Origin of the sequence: Pararhizobium sp. DWP3-4, assembly GCF_049898205.1 — a bacterium.
Classification (GTDB): domain Bacteria; phylum Pseudomonadota; class Alphaproteobacteria; order Rhizobiales; family Rhizobiaceae; genus Pararhizobium.
The window spans coordinates 1-15,897 of sequence record NZ_JAFCXF010000006.1; the positions used below are offsets into that span (position 1 = coordinate 1).

Consider the following 15,897-nt stretch of genomic DNA (forward strand, 5'->3'; position numbering starts at 1 on the left):
CGAGTATTCCCTTGAGAACCGTGGAAGACTACCACGTTGATAGGCCGGGTGTGGAAGTGCAGCAATGCATGAAGCTTACCGGTACTAATCGTTCGATTGGCTTGATTGTTCTCATTGCTAGTGCTCATCGGGCAAAGCCCGATGGTGCAATAGCAATGACATTTATGTCCTCACGCTGTCGCCGCTCAGGCGGCTGCGCTGCGGACGGCGCGCGTCACGAGACGCGACGGCCCTTGGCCTTGCGGAGCTTCGCTCCGGATGTGCCAAAAGCTGAAAACGCCAGATGTTCATTGTAAAAAGACGTGTTCAAAATGACTAGTCACTAACGACTAATCCCTAATCACTCCTCGAGTGAACCAGCTTCTCATTTTTGGTTTTACCCCGCATCTGCGGTGTTAAAATCGCTCCGGCCGGTGTCGCCTCCTTTTGGAGGTGTCCGTATGGCCGTCCGATGTCCCCTGTGAGCGTCCAGCGAACAGGATAAGGCATATCGGACAAGAAAAGAGCGAGATTTACACCTGCGCTGCAGGTGTAAATCTTGCCCTTAGTTGACCTGGTGGTTATTGCGGGGTGGCTGCACCCGTTCCCATTCCGAACACGGCCGTGAAACGCCCCTGCGCCAATGGTACTCCGTCTTAAGACGCGGGAGAGTAGGTCGCTGCCAGGTCTGCTAAAGGCAAGAAAAATACCAAATACACTCTCTTCTCCGAACAAACGCCGGCCCAGCCGATAAAACAGGCCGCCCTCAAGCGGCCTTTTTGCTTCGGTAAGATAAACCGGAAACTGAAATGAAGGGACGTTGCTGCTCAAAATGAGCTAAGCGTTCCAAGAAAACATACGCAGGCAACTCCCTGCGTAAGCGACATTCGGAAAAGCCGAATGCGCTGCAAAGGGCAAAAGCCCTTCGGACTTTCGCCAGCGCGATTTTGCTGACGCAAAACGCTGATAACGTGACAAATCCCGAAAGGGATTTGCACGGATAGCGCGGGGTGGAGCAGCCCGGTAGCTCGTCAGGCTCATAACCTGAAGGCCGCAGGTTCAAATCCTGCCCCCGCAACCAAATCAATACCAAAAACACACAAAAAGCCCGCCATCCGGAAACGGAGGCGGGCTTTGCTGCGTTCGGGAACGTGAAATGTCCGCTATCGACTAGCATCGATGCGAGCGCACTCTCGGCTCTGACATCAAACAGTCTGTCGACCGCGTCGCGTTAGCGAACCTCTACTTGATCGAAACGCTCGCGCAGAATGTCTGCGGGGCTGAGAAATCCTATTGGCGGCTGATCGCATCCTTCAGATAGGCTGCGATATCCGACGAATTGTCGGCTCGATGACGCAATTCGGTGGTGATTTGCTCCAGCGCCAGATCTAGACAATAGACGGTCTGATGGGCGTCAAGAAGCGCGGCACTTTCTTTCGCGAAGACGATCAGACGCGTTATGGCGTGAAACTCTTCGATCTCATTCTCTGTCGATGCGTCAATCTCGTTCGAAGCAAAGGTGGCGTATGCTGACATGTTCGGCTCCGCAATGATTTGCGGCGACATTAATCTTAGCCGAAGCAAACTTCGCGTGACGCGGGCGTGACACACTTCAAGATAGATGGCCGGGATCTTTCGCCATGAGATGGTGTTTCAGCATGTCGTTCCAAAGGGTTGTGCGCTGGAATTCCCAGTCCGGTTTGATCGCCGATCGCTGCACGTCGAGCCGTGACATGATGGCGACAAGCTCCATTGCATCTGCCCGCTTCTGATTGACCCGGCAGGTCTGCAAGGCGATGCTGATTGACGTGCTTCTGTCTGCCCCGATGTTGGGCGTGCGATCGAGGATCGATCGCCATGTCCGGGCCTTGAAGAATATCGCCTCCGCCGTGGCCTGCAGCTGAATGGCTTCGGCTGACGATAGGAGCTGCCCTTCCAGCAGAAGGTCAAGCGTGGCGGTGACATTGACCAATGGCTCGCTCAGCGGCAGCCATCCAAGCTCGGCGGGGCCATGAATCTGCGCCACATCGGAATCGTCTACACGAATGCCTTCCAGGTAATCCTTGAAAATACGTCCGACACCGATCATCCCGAATGAATGACACTCCGCCGCGCGCAACGCACCCATGCTGGCAGCGCCGAGAACCGTTGCTCCGGCACTGAGAGCGTAGAGTATTTCCTTATGCCAGACCGGCGCGGTATATTCGAAGGCTCCATCGACAATGCCGATCACAGTGGCTCCCTCTTCCACCGCGCGAAAAATGTCGCCCTGACCAGCAGGCCCGCGAACTGTGATATTGGCGTCATGGACTTGCGCCTTTGGCAGTGTCGGCCCGGCAAACAGAAGCTTCATCCGAAGGACCCCTTGGCCAGGGCGCGTGGGCCAAACCTTTGGGCGCGGCGGCCTTCCGGATTCTCCAATTGTGGAGCAAGGATTTTTGCCACGGCAAACGGCCAGGCAGGGGCGCTGAGCGGCACGGCAATGATCGGCCCAAGCTCCATTCGCTTCAGAGTGGCAAGGATTTCGCCGCCATCGCCGGCCGGCGGCCTTCCGCCATCGCGCCTATAAGGTGTGAATGGAACCGCTGGGTCCGACCTCAAAAGGTTACGGGTTTCTTCCGGCAACGGCCGGCTGTAGATCGGCGGATAGATATCGTCCCTGCCGCCGCTGATGAATGTCATGCGCGACTGCACCGCTTCAGTGATCGCACGAATCATGGCCCTGTCCGCCGAGGGATGGGTCCCTGCTCCATGGTTCACCTCGACAAAACGCGGGCTGCGGGCGGAAAGCACCTCGGCGGGAGCGATAAGCGCGTTGAAGGAGGGTACAGCGATATCACTGGTCATATCGAACAATCGCAGCACGAACCCGGCCGCCTCGATGCGGGCAGTCAGCGATGAAAGCTCCGGCTGGTCAACGGAACGTGGGTCGATACGCGACGATTGCCGAAGTCTGGCGCTCGACACCTGCCACAGAACATAGGCATCCCGCTCTATGCGCTCGTTTAACCCATGAAAAAAAGCTTCGCCCAAGGTGTTTCCCGACGCCAGACCGTCGGACGACTGCCAATATCTGCAATCGATCCGCGTGCGGTCGAGGGTCACAGAATCGAGCGGCACATGGATGTGGTCTCCGGAAATCAGGTCTGTCCCTACAACCCAGGAGATCGGTTCTTCATCATGCGCCAGCGACCGGCCCGCCGCGATCAGGCATGATAGGGTGTGGAACCGCTTGCCCGCGCGTCTTAGAGCGCTTGCCGAGGTATCGACGCGATCGACATGCGGACTTGCCGCAACGATCCTCTCCAGAGATTCCATCACTGCTGAAGTTCTTGCCTCGTCGTCCGTGAGACCCTTTCCCTGCGCAACAACAATGGATTTCGCGTTGGGTGTATAGGCACACCAGACTGGAATGCCGATGTGATCAAGGCCCGTATGGCGGGCAACACGTGTTATGCCGAAGCCAGGAAGGAGGGACGACACGCGCTTGTAAGTCTCAGCTGGACTGCAAGCTCTGTCGCTCCGTCCTGATCCATCGAGCATCAGGCGTCGAAAAGTCCGGCTGATACGGATGCGGCCGCAGAAACGGCAACGGCGAAATCGACGCCCTTTATCACCGTGCCCCCCGAGACGCGCAGTTGGTTTGCCGAGTCAAGCGATCCCGTCACACCGGTTAGCTCTTTAATTGTTCCTGCATCCACGTCGGCCAAGTAGAGTTTTTTGTCTCCCGGAAATCCGATTACAACGACCTTGGACATTTCATTCTCCCTCTCTGTTGAATTTTCAATAGCCGGCCTTCATCAGGCCCTCGCGATACATGTCCTTCTGCCAGGTCTCCCTGATCGGGACCACAGCGAGCCATTTTTGCAGATCGAATTGCGGGTTGGCTTCGCGATCCTTCCGGCGATAGTGATGCGCGCGCTTGGTGTCGCCAAGCATGGCCCAGCTTGCTGCCAACAATCTGTGCGCGGACGCCTGATTGGACATGCTGTGTATGCGGGAAACGGCTTTGTCGAAGGCGCCGACGAAGTAGCTGGCGCCGGCTGCACACCAGAAATATTCATCCGGTCCAAGTGGGTTCAAAGAGATGGCGCGTTCTATTTTTTCCAGCCCTTCCATGGGCTTGGAGGCATGGATGAGCGCGTCGGCGTAGCTATAGATGGCGTCCGCGTAATGGGGGCTCAGTTCCTCCGCCCGGGCCAGCGCTTCGAGGCTCTCATCCAGTTTGCCAAGATAGAGTTTTGCCATGCCTAGTTCTTTGTAGCCATAGGCGATATCGGGATTGCATTCGATTGCCGATCGCGCGCTTTCCTCCGCTTTCCGCAGCAGTTCCGGATCTCCCCGAGCCGTCAAAACCCATTCGATGGAATAGGTCTTGGCAAGACCGCTGAAGGCATGGGAGAAATCGATATTATGATTGAGGGCTTCCCTGAATGTCTTGCGGGCGCTTCGAACCGATGGCAATGTTAGCCGGCTCATTTGCTGCACGCCGGAAAGATAGCGCTGATAGGCATCGGGATGAAACGCATAGTCGCTGAGCGCTCCCTCGTTGCGTTTCAGCTCGGCAAGAATTCGATCTTTGACAACGTCCGCCAGAGCCTTCCGATGAAAAGACAGAAGTCCGTCGCTGATTTCGAAGCGGTCGGCATAGATCACGTGGTCTGAGGGAACGAAGATGATTTGAACGAAGAGCCCGTCATCGGTCAGTTTCGTATCAATCACATAGGAGATATCGTGCTTGTTGAGCAGGAGAACCTTGTCGTCGCTGGAGCGAATACGCTCGGCTGTGTAGGGCGCGATGACCGAAAGACTGCGAAGGGCACATAACCCGATCGCGACGTCGTCGACCAAGGCACTCGCTTTTTGAAGGGCGAGGCCAGAAGCTGGCGGCACGCCGATTGGAGGCAGAAGTGCCACGCGGGGCAGTTTCGATGCGCCGAATGCCCATTCGCTATCCGACGCGGTGCGCTGTTCAACGGTTGCGAATATAGGTTTCGGCTCGACCGGTCGTTCGGCCAGTTGCGATGGCGGCTCTGCCGAAAGCGTTCTGCGCACGACCTGATCCTCCGGCCAATGCTCCAGAATCAGGAAAGCGGCTTGTCTTGCCGCCGAGGCTCCCGCAGCCGTCGAACCCTCTGCGGATCGTTCAAGCAATCTTTCACGCAGCAATTCCAGGTAGGTACGGCGCTGTGACTGCAGCCATCGGCCGGCCGAGCCCTCTACATCGTCGAATTCGGCAAGAAAGGTCCGGCTCATCAGTTCGACGAGAGAAGGCAAGGGTGTCTTTGCCGCCTTTATCGCATCCGCATCGCAGTTGAGCTGCCGATGGTCGAGGCGAAGATGTGTGGGCGATATGGTCAAAGCCGGCCCATGCGCTGTCCGCAGGCGCGAAATCAGCTTCCTGAGGTTTGTAAATGCTAGGGCGCGATCCTCGTTGCCCCACAAAAGCTCGGCTGCTTCGTCACGGCAGATTTCGGCGCTGGTGCCTGTCGCCAGATAAGCGATAAGGAACAGCCCCTTGCGAGGATACCGGCACTCCTGTCCGGCAGCATCAAGCAGGCGCAACCTACCGAATGTCTGCAGGAACATGGGGTTCACCGTGGAGTGGGGGAGGTAACGCGCTCAGTGTCTGCCGCCTGAACAATCGTGTCATCAGCGTTTGCCAGCGCTTTCGTCAAGGTGATGATGGACTGGCGAACCTGCTTGCTCTTGATGGAGGTGAAGGCACGATTGAGCGTCACGCCATCCCGCGAGAGCAGGAACGTTCCGATCTCATCCACCTCCCGTACCAGTCCATCCGGCACCACAGGCTCGTGGTCCTCGAAGAAGTAGCCGATAGGAACATTGAGCACCAACGCTGCAGCTTGCAATTTGCTGGCACTGACGCGGTTGGTGCCCTTTTCATACTTTTGAATCTGCTGGAAGGTGATGCCCAGACGGTCACCCAGTTTTTCCTGACTTAATCCCAAAACAAGCCGTCGCGACCTCAAGCGATTGCCGACATGAACATCGATTTGATGAGGTTCGCTCTTTGCCAAGTTCCATTCTCCTGTCGCTGCCAAGATTCCATCATGTGTTGGCACTTCGCAGCATGCCAATTTTTGCTCGAAATGCAACATTCGCCGGCGTCTTGAGGGTACGGAATCTCAATTCTGCGGTCGCCTGTGCTTCACAGCCGTTACGCGACCAGTGAACGCGGAAATTTCGCGCAATGACTGGCGCCAAATTAAGCAAACAGATGATTTTACGGTTGCGTTGCCCGTTTCAGACAGCTGCCGAGTGCCGTGTTGTGGTCGCTGTAAAATAGGTGTCGAAGCGTGCGGCGATGAGACGGACGAAGGGGCGGCCTTTGGCTGTGACTTCAAACCCGTCATTGCGCCATTGGCACAACGCATCGCCTTCCATTGCCGCTAGTTGTTTGGCGTGCATCACGACATCGCCGGCGAGAGTGCCGAAACGGCGTTCGGCTTGGCCGCTGGAAAAACGGAAATCGCACATCAGCTTTTCGATCACCCACCGGCGGACGCGGTCGTCGTCCGATAGCGCGACGCCGCGCACGGTGGCAAAACCCTTGTCTTCAATGCGGCGCATGTAGTCGCCGGTCGCTGGCGTGTTCTGCAGATAGCCTTGTTCGAACTGGCTGATCGCCGAGGGGCCAAGCCCGATGATCGTGTCGCACCGGTCGGCGGAATAGCCCTGGAAATTGCGCCTGAGGCGGCCCTGTTGCGATGCCAGCGTCAAGGCATCGCCGGGCAGCGCGAAGTGGTCTATGCCGATCGCCTGGTATCCGGCCTCGAGGGCCAACGCCCGCACGGCTTCCGACTGCGCGTAACGCTCCGTCCCGTCCGGCAGCCATTCATCCCTGATCTGCGTCTGGTGCTTCTTCATCCAGGGCACATGGGCATAGCCGAACAGCGCCATGCGATCGGGCGCCAGTTGCAGCGACCGGCGCAATGTCACGGTGGCGCTTTCGACGGTTTGGTGGGGCAGGCCGTAGAGCAGGTCGAGATTGACGGAATGGACCCCACGAGCACGCGCACCGTCAATGACATAGGCCGTCTGCTCGAAACTTTGCCGCCGGTTGATCGCCTTCTGTACGCGTGGATCGAAATCCTGGATGCCGAGGCTGGCCCGGGTCATACCGAATGACGCCAGAGCGTCGAGCCTTTGCTCATCAATGTCGTTCGGATCGATCTCGATACTGATTTCCGCATCCGGCAGGACATGGAAGGCGTCACGCAGATGCTTGCCGAGCGCGATCAGGTCGTCAGGCCGCAGCATCGTCGGAGAGCCGCCGCCCAAATGGATGGCGCCGACCGGCACGCGCCCGTCGAGAAGCCGGCCGATGGTTGCGATTTCAGCATGGAGAACCCGGAGATAGTCGCTGACCGGCTCGTATCGCAATGTCTGCTTGGTATGGCAGGCACAAAACCAGCACAGCCGGTCGCAGAACGGGATGTGCAGGTAGAGCGATACGGGCTTGTCCGTCGGTAGCGTCGATATCCACTTCCTTGCGGTCTGAGGCCCGAGGCCGGGGTGGAAATGCGGCGCGGTCGGATAGCTGGTATAGCGGGGAACCTTCGCATCAAGCATCGTTGCCGTTGGCAGCATGGGCGTCGTCCGATCTGGGTCGTTCAGGGCCATAGTCCCAATAGGATCGGCCTTCGCGGGCAGCGTGTCTCTATTCTCCGCTCGTCGCTTTGATCTGGATCAAGGCGTGTCTCTTCGCTTCCTCCGAGAAGGAGGCAGGGGACCGCTGCGCGCGGTCCGACATCTGATTGATGCGGGGACGACGAGATGAAATACGGATCGGCGATCATCGGCACCGGCGTAGCAGCGTTTTTCGCGCTGCTTGCTGCCGGCCTTGCCAAGGACGAGCTGTTCGCACGCCACATGGGAATTCTGGTAATCGTGCTGATCGGGACGGTTATCGTCCTGATGCGCCGGGCGTCGTTTGCGCCGCAGCCGGCGGTCGATATGTCCGCCTACATGGACGGACCGATCCGCTACGGCGTGATCGCCACCGTGTTCTGGTGTGTCGTCGGCCTGTTGGTCGGTGTCGTCATTGCGCTGCAGCTCGCCTATCCCGATCTCAATGTCGAGCCGTTCCTGTCCTTCGGGCGCGTGCGGCCGCTGCACACATCGGCTGTGGTCTTTGCCTTCGGCGGCAATGCGTTGATCGCGACCTCGTTCTACGTCGTCCAGCGCACCAGCCGTGCCCGCCTGTTCGGTGGCGATCTCGCCTGGTTCGTCTTCTGGGGCTATCAGCTGTTCATTGTCATGGCCGCCACCGGCTATCTGCTCGGTATTACCCAGGGCCGCGAATATGCGGAGCCGGAATGGTATGTCGATCTCTGGCTGACGATCGTCTGGGTCTGTTACCTCATCGTCTTCCTCGGCACGATCCTGCGCCGCAAGGAGCCGCATATCTACGTCGCCAACTGGTTCTACCTGTCCTTCATCGTCACCGTGGCGATGCTGCACATCGTCAACAACCTGGCTGTTCCGGTGTCGATCACCGGCTCGAAAAGCTACTCGGCCTTCGCCGGCGTGCAGGATGCGCTAACCCAGTGGTGGTACGGCCATAACGCGGTCGGCTTCTTCCTGACCGCAGGCTTTCTCGGCATGATGTACTATTTCGTGCCCAAGCAGGCCAACCGGCCGGTCTATTCCTACCGTCTGTCGATTATCCATTTCTGGGCACTGATCTTCCTCTATATCTGGGCCGGCCCGCACCATCTGCACTATACCGCGCTGCCCGACTGGGCTCAGACGCTTGGCATGGTGTTTTCCATCATGCTGTGGATGCCGTCCTGGGGCGGCATGATCAACGGCCTGATGACGCTTTCGGGCGCCTGGGACAAGATCCGCACCGACCCGATCATCCGCATGATGGTCGCGGCCATCGCCTTCTACGGCATGTCGACCTTCGAAGGTCCGATGATGTCGATCAAAGCGGTCAACTCGCTCAGCCACTATACCGACTGGACCATCGGCCACGTGCATTCCGGTGCACTCGGCTGGGTCGGCATGATCACCTTCGGCGCCATCTATTTCCTCGTGCCAAAGCTGTGGAACCGCGAGCGGCTCTATTCGGTCCGCATGGTCACCTGGCACTTCTGGTTCGCCACGCTCGGCCTCGTCGTCTACGCCGCCGTCATGTGGGTCTCGGGCATCCAGCAAGGTCTGATGTGGCGCGAATACGATCAGCAGGGCTTCCTCGTCTACTCCTTCGCCGAAACCGTCGAGGCGATGCACCTTTACTATGTCGTGCGTGCGCTGGGTGGAGCTCTCTATCTCGTCGGCGGCCTGATCATGGCTTGGAACGTCACGATGACCATCCTCGGATATCAGCGCGACGAACAGGAAATCGGTGGCGCCGTGCTCGCTCCGCAAGCGGCCGAATAAGGAAAGAAGACCATGGGTATCCTGGACAAACACGCGATCCTCGAGCGCAATGCGACGCTTCTGCTGATCGGCTCGTTTCTGGTCGTCAGCATCGGTGGAATCGTCGAGATCGCACCGCTGTTCTATCTCGAAAACACCATCGAGAAGGTGGAGGGCATGCGGCCCTACTCGCCGCTGGAACTCACCGGCCGCAACATCTATATCCGCGAGGGCTGCTACGCCTGCCACAGCCAGATGATCCGGCCCTTCCGCGACGAGGTCGAGCGCTACGGCCATTACAGTCTGGCGGCGGAATCGATGTACGACCACCCATTCCAATGGGGGTCGAAGCGCACCGGCCCGGACCTTGCCCGTGTTGGCAACCGCTACTCCAACGAATGGCACGTCCAGCACCTGACAGAGCCGCGTGATGTCGTGCCGGAATCGATGATGCCGAGCTACGCCTTTCTGAAGAGCAAGCCGCTGCCGGTCAAGGATTTCGCCACTCATCTGAAGGCCAATGCCGCCGTCGGCGTGCCCTATAGCCAGGAGATGATCGACAATGCCGACGCCGACCTGCGCGCTCAGGCCGATCCGGCGGTGGACACGTCCGGCATCGAGAGCCGTTACCCGAAAGCCCGTATCGGCGATTTCGACGGCAATCCGCAGGCGATCACCGAAATGGATGCGCTCGTCGCCTACCTGCAGATGCTCGGCACTCTGGTGGATTTCAAGACCTACGACGAAGCCGGCAGCGACCGCTGAGAAGGAGAACCCCGATGGAATATCAACAATTGCGGACCTTCGCCGACAGCTGGGGCCTTCTGGCGATGGCGCTGTTCTTTGTCGGCACGCTGATTTTTGCGTTTCGCCCCGGCAGCCGCAAATCCGCCGACGAGGCCGCACAAATTCCGCTCAAGGACGACTGATATGCACGATCCTCATAAAGATCCTCACCTGGACGAGTTGTCGGGCGTATCGACAACCGGCCACGAGTGGGACGGCATCAAGGAACTCAACAATCCGTTGCCGCGCTGGTGGGTCGTGTCCTTCTACGCCTGCATCATCTGGGCTCTCATCTATACGGTCTTCTATCCGGCGTGGCCGTTGCTCACTTCGGCAACCACGGGCGTGCTTGGTTATTCAAGCCGTGCGGATGTGCGCTCCGAACTTGCGGCGGCCGAAGCGGCCCGCTCAGGCTATGTCGCGGCAATCAAGGCTGCCGATATGGAGCAGATCCTTGCCGATGAAACGTTGCGCACCGTCGCCACGGCCGCCGGCAACGCAGCCTTCAAGGTCAATTGCATCCAGTGCCACGGATCGGGCGCGCAGGGCTCGAAGGGCTTCCCGAACCTCAATGATGACGATTGGCTCTGGGGCGGAACACCGGAGCAGATCCTGACGACTATCGCCCATGGTGTTCGCGCTCCGGAAGACGCCGACACCCATGTCAGCGAGATGCCCGCATTCGGCGATATTCTTAAACCCGCCGAGATCGCGTCTGTCGCCACCTTCGTTGCCGATCTGTCGAAAGGCAGCGGCTTTCCAGCGGAAACGGCACCAGGCGCGCAGATCTTCGCCCAGAATTGCGCCAGCTGCCACGGCGAGCGCGGCGAGGGCAATCAGGAAATGGGCGCCCCCAATCTCGCCGATACCCTGTCGCTGCTGGTGGACGGCGAGGAAGCGATCGCCGCGCAAATCCGTGCTCCGAAACACGGCGTCATGCCCGCATGGGGCACCCGTCTCGGTGATGTGACGGTCAAGGAACTCGCGGCTTACGTCTATTCACTCGGCGGTGGCAAATAGACGTCGCGATACGGTCGCTTGACCTCGATCAAGGAGATTGGCGCCGCTCGGTGCCAGTCTCCGTTCAAAGACGATTGGCCGGCTCTGCCGGCATCATGCCCGGGCGGCTGGAATGCTGGAAAAAATGGATATCGAGAGACTGGACGCCGAGGCGGTCAATTCGCAGAAACAGCGGCAGGTGCTCTATGCGCCGCGTAAGAAGATCTTCCCGAAGCGGGCCTCGGGAGGATTTCGCCGTTTCAAATGGCTGGTGATGGCGATCACGCTCGGCATCTACTATCTGGTGCCATGGCTGCGCTGGGATCGCGGCGGCTATGCACCCGACCAGGCGGTGCTGATCGATATTGCCAACCGGCGCTTCTATTTCTTTTTCATCGAAATCTGGCCGCAGGAGTTTTTCTACGTCGCCGGTTTGCTGGTCATGGCCGGGCTCGGCCTGTTCCTGCTGACCTCGACCGTCGGGCGTGCCTGGTGTGGCTACACCTGTCCGCAAACCGTCTGGGTCGATCTGTTTCTGGTCGTCGAACGGGCGATCGAAGGCGACCGCAACTCCCGCATCAAGCTCGACAAGGAACCCTATTCGCTGCGCAAACTGATGTTGCGAACCGCAAAGCACGCGATCTGGCTGCTGATAGCCGTGGCGACGGGCGGCGCGTGGATTTTCTATTTCGCTGATGCGCCCACATTGCTCGTCGATGTCTTCACCGGCCAAGCGGCCTTCGTCGCCTACAGTACTATCGCTTTCCTGACGGCGACGACCTACGTCTTCGGCGGGCTGATGCGCGAGCAGGTCTGCACCTATATGTGCCCCTGGCCGCGCATTCAGGCGGCGATGCTCGACGAAGCGTCGCTGACGGTGACCTATAATGACTGGCGCGGCGAGCCGCGTTCGCGTCATGCCAAGAAGTCGGCAGCGCAGGGTGCGGTCGTCGGCGATTGCGTCGACTGCAATGCCTGTGTCGTCGTCTGCCCGATGGGGATCGATATCCGCGACGGCCAGCAGCTGGAGTGCATCACCTGCGCGCTGTGCATCGACGCCTGCGACGGGGTGATGGACAAGCTCGGCCGGGAGCGCGGCCTGATCTCCTACACGACGCTCAACGACTACAATGCCAACATGGCGCTGGCGACCGCCGGAGGCACGCAGCCGATCGATCCGGCGCGTGTGCGCACAGCCGACGGCAAGCTTGCCGCGACGCTGCGCCATATCAGCCTCGCCTCTTTCCTGCGGCTAAGAACGCTGCTCTATGCGGCACTCTGGTCGCTGATCGGTGTCGGCCTCGTCTACGCTTTGGTGACGCGCGAGCGGCTCGACGTCAATGTCCTGCATGACCGCAATCCGCAATTCGTCATGCTGTCGGACGGCTCTGTGCGCAACGGTTACACGCTGAAGATCCTCAACATGATCGCCAAACCGCGCGTTATGGCTGTGCGGATCGAAGGCCTGCCGCAGAGCTCTGTCGCGATCGCCGGTATCGAGGCTCGGAGTGACGGATCCTTTCTCGTTCCGGTCGAGCCGGATCGCCTGCGCAGCCTGAAGGTCTTCGTCACTCAGCCGCGTCACGCCAGCACGGATCAGGTGCAGACATTCCGGTTCGTCATCGAGGATACGCAAGGCCCCGAGACGAAGACCCACACGGCAACATTTCAGACGCCGGGGAGTTCGAAATGAAACAGGCCCGCGAATTTACCGGCCGTCACATGCTGATGATCATGCTCGTCTTCTTCGGCGTCATCATCGCCGTCAATGTCGTTATGGCGCGGTTCGCCGTGACCAGCTGGACGGGACTGGTGGTCGAGAATTCCTACGTCGCGAGCCAGCAGTTCAACGAGAAGATGGTGGCAGTGCGAACGCAGAACGATCTTGGCTGGGTGCCGAAGCTCGACATAGCTGCCGGAAAAATTACCTTCACGCTGATCGACCGCAATGGAAATCCGGTCAGGATGTCAGGCGGCAAGGCGACCTTCCAGCATCCGACATTCGAGGCGGCGGACTGGTCGGTCACACTGAAACCATCCGGCAACGGCCAGCTCAGCGCGTCCTCTGATGTTTCTCCCGGGGTCTGGGTCGTCAATCTGGAGATCGACGGCGGGCTTGCCGTGCCCTATCGCCACAGCGGGCGTATCCTCGTCAAGGATGGGGCACGCCAATGAGCTGCTGTGCCGTCGGCAATGCATCCATGCTCGAGCTGGAGGCGGAACGCCAGGCCATGCCACCGGCAGACGAAATCCGCCTGCTCAGCCACGGGCTTGGCGATGGTTTGCGGCAGACCAACCTGTCGGTACCCAATGTGCATTGCGCTGCCTGCATCGGCAAGATCGAACGGGCGCTGAGCAAGCTCGATGGCGTCGAGAATGCCCGCGTCAATCTCTCCACAAGGCGGGTATCGATCCGCTGGCGCGACAACGCAGTTCCGGATTTTTGCGGCGTGTTGTACCGGCTCGGCTATCCGGCACACCTGTTTTCCGAGGAGGATGGGAAAAATGATCGCACACGGTCCGAGCTGATCCGCGCGGTTGCTGTCTGTGGTTTTGCGACGGCCAACATCATGCTTCTGTCAGTCTCCGTCTGGTCGGGAGCGGAGGGTGCAACGCGCGATATGTTCCATTGGGTTTCGGCCCTGATCGCGCTGCCGGCGCTCCTGTTGGGCGGCGGCATCTTCTTCCGCTCGGCGGCATCTGCGCTCCGGCATGGCCGCACCAACATGGACGTACCCATCGCCGTCGGTATTTCGCTCGCTTTCGGCATGAGCCTCTATGAGACCATCAACCACGGCCCACACGCCTATTTTGATGCGGTCGCCTCGTTGCTGTTCTTCCTGCTGATCGGCCGCGTGCTCGATCACGTCATGAGGGAGAAGGCGCGTTTGGCCGTCAGCAGTCTGGTGCGGATGACGCCGGCCGGAGCGGTGGTGCTCGGACCAGATGGAGCCCGCGAATATATGCCGCTTGCGCGCATCGAGCCTGGAATGCAGGTGTTCATCGCGGCGGGCGATCGCATTCCGGTGGATGCCGTCGTCCGCCAAGGCCTCTCCGAACTCGACTGCTCGCTGGTGACGGGGGAAAGCGATCCGCGACCGGTGAAAGTCGGCGATGCCATCAGCGCCGGTACGCTCAACCTGACAGGGCCTCTGACGATCGAAGTCACCGCAGCTGCGGAAGCCTCATTCCTTGCCGAAGTCATCCGTTTGATGGAAGCGGCTGAAGCCGGACGTGGCCTCTACCGGCGCATCGCTGATCGCGCAGCGAACTATTATGCGCCAGCGGTGCATTTGACTGCGTTTCTGACAGGGGTCGGCTGGCTGCTGGTTTCGGGCGATTGGCACAAGGCCATCACCATCGCGATTGCCGTCTTGATCATCACCTGCCCGTGCGCACTCGGATTGGCGGTTCCGATCGTTCAGGTCGTCGCCGCGCGCCGCTTGTTCGAGCGCGGCATCATGGTCAAGGACGGGTCTGCCATGGAGCGGCTTGCCGAGGCCGATGTCGCGGTTTTCGACAAGACCGGAACCCTGACGCTGGGCAATTTGAGCCCCGCCGGTAGCGACGTGCGAGATGAGACAGCCCTCGCCATCGCCGTCTCCCTTGCCGGATATTCAAGCCATCCCGCCTCCCGCGCCATCTGGAAGGCGCATCCAGGCCTCCATTATCCGGATGTCATAGTTGACCAGGTCAACGAACATCCCGGCCTCGGTATCGAGGCGACAATTGGCGGCAAGACCTATCGTCTCGGGCGCAGTGCTTGGGCAGGGCCAGAAGAGCAAGGTTTGCAAAGCTCCACAACGGTGCTTTCGCAAGACGGGATCATCATCGCCCGCTTCACCTTCAGCGACAGGCTTCGCCCCGAGGCGGGTTCAACCATCAGGCGTTTGCAGCAGAGCGGCATGCCTGTCGAACTGCTCTCGGGCGATACGAAGGCATCCGTACAATCCGTGGCGAAAATCTTGAAGATCGAACGCTATGGCGCCGGGCTGCTGCCTGCCGACAAGCTCGACCGCCTGCAGGCTTTGGCGTTGGAGGGCCGGCGGCCATTGATGGTCGGGGATGGGCTCAACGATGCGCCGGCACTCACTGCAGCACATGTCTCCATGGCGCCTGCGACGGCCGCCGACGTTGGCCGCAACGCCGCCGATTTCGTCTTTCTCCGCGAATCCCTGAGCGCCGTCGTCGTCGCACTGGACGTTTCGCGCAGGGCCGGCCGGCTGATCCGGCAGAATCTGGCTCTGGCGATCGGCTATAATGCTTTTGCCGTCCCAATTGCCGTTTTTGGCTATGTGACGCCGCTCGTTGCGGCCATCGCCATGTCGGCATCTTCACTGCTGGTGATCGCTAATGCCCTACGGTTGAATAGCGGCGCTGCCGATGTCGACGAAACGTCATCATCATCTGTCACCGCCCTGGAGGGCCAGTCCCGATGAGATCGCTGATCTATCTCATGCCGGTTGCCATCCTGCTTGGATCGGCCGGGCTCGGCGCCTTCATCTGGTCGCTGAAAAGCGGCCAGTACGAAGATTTGGACGGTGCGGCACAACGCATACTGCTTGATGACGATCGCTCGGAGGAGGCGGACGACAGCGGCTCGGCTTGATCGAGGTCAAGGCATCAATGGACGTGCGAGTGTTTTTATCAAGCGGAGGAACCGGCGGCACGTTTGCTGCAGTACGGTCGGATGCCTGGCCGGGGAGGCCTATTTATGGACGCGAATCTGCGGACTGGGACAGAGTT

The 15,897-nt window shown here is 59.6% G+C and carries 15 protein-coding genes, 1 tRNA gene and 2 rRNA genes; 11 read left to right on the forward strand and 7 right to left on the reverse strand.

What is annotated here, in order from left to right; translation table 11 throughout:
• The 3 genes from ACP7E6_RS16120 to ACP7E6_RS16130 form a co-directional block, all read left to right on the forward strand.
• Window positions 1–109, forward strand: a 23S ribosomal RNA gene (locus ACP7E6_RS16120); the annotation flags it as partial.
• A 443-nt stretch (window positions 110–552) separates the two neighbouring features.
• Window positions 553–667, forward strand: a 5S ribosomal RNA gene (rrf, locus tag ACP7E6_RS16125).
• 316 nt (window positions 668–983) lie between these two features.
• Window positions 984–1,060, forward strand: a tRNA-Met gene (locus tag ACP7E6_RS16130).
• 209 nt (window positions 1,061–1,269) lie between these two features.
• Here the strand turns inward: ACP7E6_RS16130 and ACP7E6_RS16135 are convergent.
• The 7 genes from ACP7E6_RS16135 to hemN form a co-directional block, all read right to left on the reverse strand.
• Window positions 1,270–1,515 (reverse strand): hypothetical protein, encoded by a 246-nt coding sequence (locus ACP7E6_RS16135; protein WP_426230778.1) that lies wholly within the window; start codon window positions 1,513–1,515, stop codon window positions 1,270–1,272.
• Between the two features lie 76 nt (window positions 1,516–1,591).
• Window positions 1,592–2,332, reverse strand: a complete 741-nt coding sequence (locus ACP7E6_RS16140) for a TfuA-like protein (RefSeq protein ID WP_426230779.1) — start codon at window positions 2,330–2,332, stop codon at window positions 1,592–1,594.
• Window positions 2,329–3,522, reverse strand: coding sequence for a YcaO-like family protein (locus ACP7E6_RS16145; protein WP_426230780.1), 1,194 nt, complete (start codon window positions 3,520–3,522; stop codon window positions 2,329–2,331). The genes ACP7E6_RS16140 and ACP7E6_RS16145 overlap by 4 nt, the downstream gene beginning before the upstream one ends.
• Window positions 3,522–3,737, reverse strand: a complete 216-nt coding sequence (locus tag ACP7E6_RS16150) for a hypothetical protein (protein ID WP_426230781.1) — start codon at window positions 3,735–3,737, stop codon at window positions 3,522–3,524. Before ACP7E6_RS16150 ends, ACP7E6_RS16145 begins: the two co-directional genes overlap by 1 nt.
• 25 nt (window positions 3,738–3,762) lie before the next feature.
• Window positions 3,763–5,568 (reverse strand): peptide antibiotic resistance protein, encoded by a 1,806-nt coding sequence (locus tag ACP7E6_RS16155; RefSeq protein WP_426230782.1) that lies wholly within the window; start codon window positions 5,566–5,568, stop codon window positions 3,763–3,765.
• Between the two features lie 5 nt (window positions 5,569–5,573).
• The gene (locus ACP7E6_RS16160; RefSeq protein WP_426230783.1) at window positions 5,574–6,017 is read right to left on the reverse strand and encodes a helix-turn-helix domain-containing protein; all 444 of its coding nucleotides are present in this window, start codon (window positions 6,015–6,017) and stop codon (window positions 5,574–5,576) included.
• A gap of 226 nt (window positions 6,018–6,243) precedes the next feature.
• The gene (gene hemN, locus ACP7E6_RS16165) at window positions 6,244–7,590 is read right to left on the reverse strand and encodes an oxygen-independent coproporphyrinogen III oxidase (RefSeq protein ID WP_426230784.1); all 1,347 of its coding nucleotides are present in this window, start codon (window positions 7,588–7,590) and stop codon (window positions 6,244–6,246) included.
• Window positions 7,591–7,776: 186 nt separating this feature from the next.
• On the opposite strand from hemN, the gene ccoN reads away from it, so the two are divergent.
• The 8 genes from ccoN to ccoS all read left to right on the forward strand — a co-directional run bounded on the left by ccoN (window position 7,777) and on the right by ccoS (window position 15,760).
• The gene (ccoN, locus tag ACP7E6_RS16170) at window positions 7,777–9,387 is read left to right on the forward strand and encodes a cytochrome-c oxidase, cbb3-type subunit I (RefSeq protein WP_426230785.1); all 1,611 of its coding nucleotides are present in this window, start codon (window positions 7,777–7,779) and stop codon (window positions 9,385–9,387) included.
• Between the two features lie 12 nt (window positions 9,388–9,399).
• The gene (ccoO, locus tag ACP7E6_RS16175) at window positions 9,400–10,131 is read left to right on the forward strand and encodes a cytochrome-c oxidase, cbb3-type subunit II (protein ID WP_426230786.1); all 732 of its coding nucleotides are present in this window, start codon (window positions 9,400–9,402) and stop codon (window positions 10,129–10,131) included.
• A 14-nt stretch (window positions 10,132–10,145) separates the two neighbouring features.
• Window positions 10,146–10,295: a cbb3-type cytochrome c oxidase subunit 3 gene (locus ACP7E6_RS16180; RefSeq protein WP_113552405.1), complete on the forward strand. Its 150-nt coding sequence runs from the start codon at window positions 10,146–10,148 to the stop codon at window positions 10,293–10,295.
• A 1-nt stretch (window position 10,296) separates the two neighbouring features.
• Window positions 10,297–11,172, forward strand: a complete 876-nt coding sequence (gene ccoP, locus ACP7E6_RS16185) for a cytochrome-c oxidase, cbb3-type subunit III (RefSeq protein ID WP_426230787.1) — start codon at window positions 10,297–10,299, stop codon at window positions 11,170–11,172.
• 112 nt (window positions 11,173–11,284) lie between these two features.
• A complete protein-coding gene (ccoG, locus tag ACP7E6_RS16190) occupies window positions 11,285–12,844 on the forward strand; it encodes a cytochrome c oxidase accessory protein CcoG (protein WP_426230788.1) in 1,560 nt (519 codons plus the stop codon).
• Window positions 12,841–13,326 carry a FixH family protein gene (locus tag ACP7E6_RS16195; protein ID WP_426230789.1) on the forward strand — a complete coding sequence of 162 codons (486 nt, stop codon included), beginning with the start codon at window positions 12,841–12,843 and terminating at the stop codon, window positions 13,324–13,326. Before ccoG ends, ACP7E6_RS16195 begins: the two co-directional genes overlap by 4 nt.
• Entirely contained in the window at window positions 13,323–15,590 is a 2,268-nt protein-coding gene (locus tag ACP7E6_RS16200) for a heavy metal translocating P-type ATPase (RefSeq protein ID WP_426230790.1), read from the forward strand. The genes ACP7E6_RS16195 and ACP7E6_RS16200 overlap by 4 nt, the downstream gene beginning before the upstream one ends.
• Complete coding sequence (gene ccoS / locus ACP7E6_RS16205; protein WP_426230791.1) at window positions 15,587–15,760, forward strand: cbb3-type cytochrome oxidase assembly protein CcoS; 174 nt, start codon at window positions 15,587–15,589, stop codon at window positions 15,758–15,760. Before ACP7E6_RS16200 ends, ccoS begins: the two co-directional genes overlap by 4 nt.
• The last annotated feature ends 137 nt before the right edge of the window (window positions 15,761–15,897 follow it).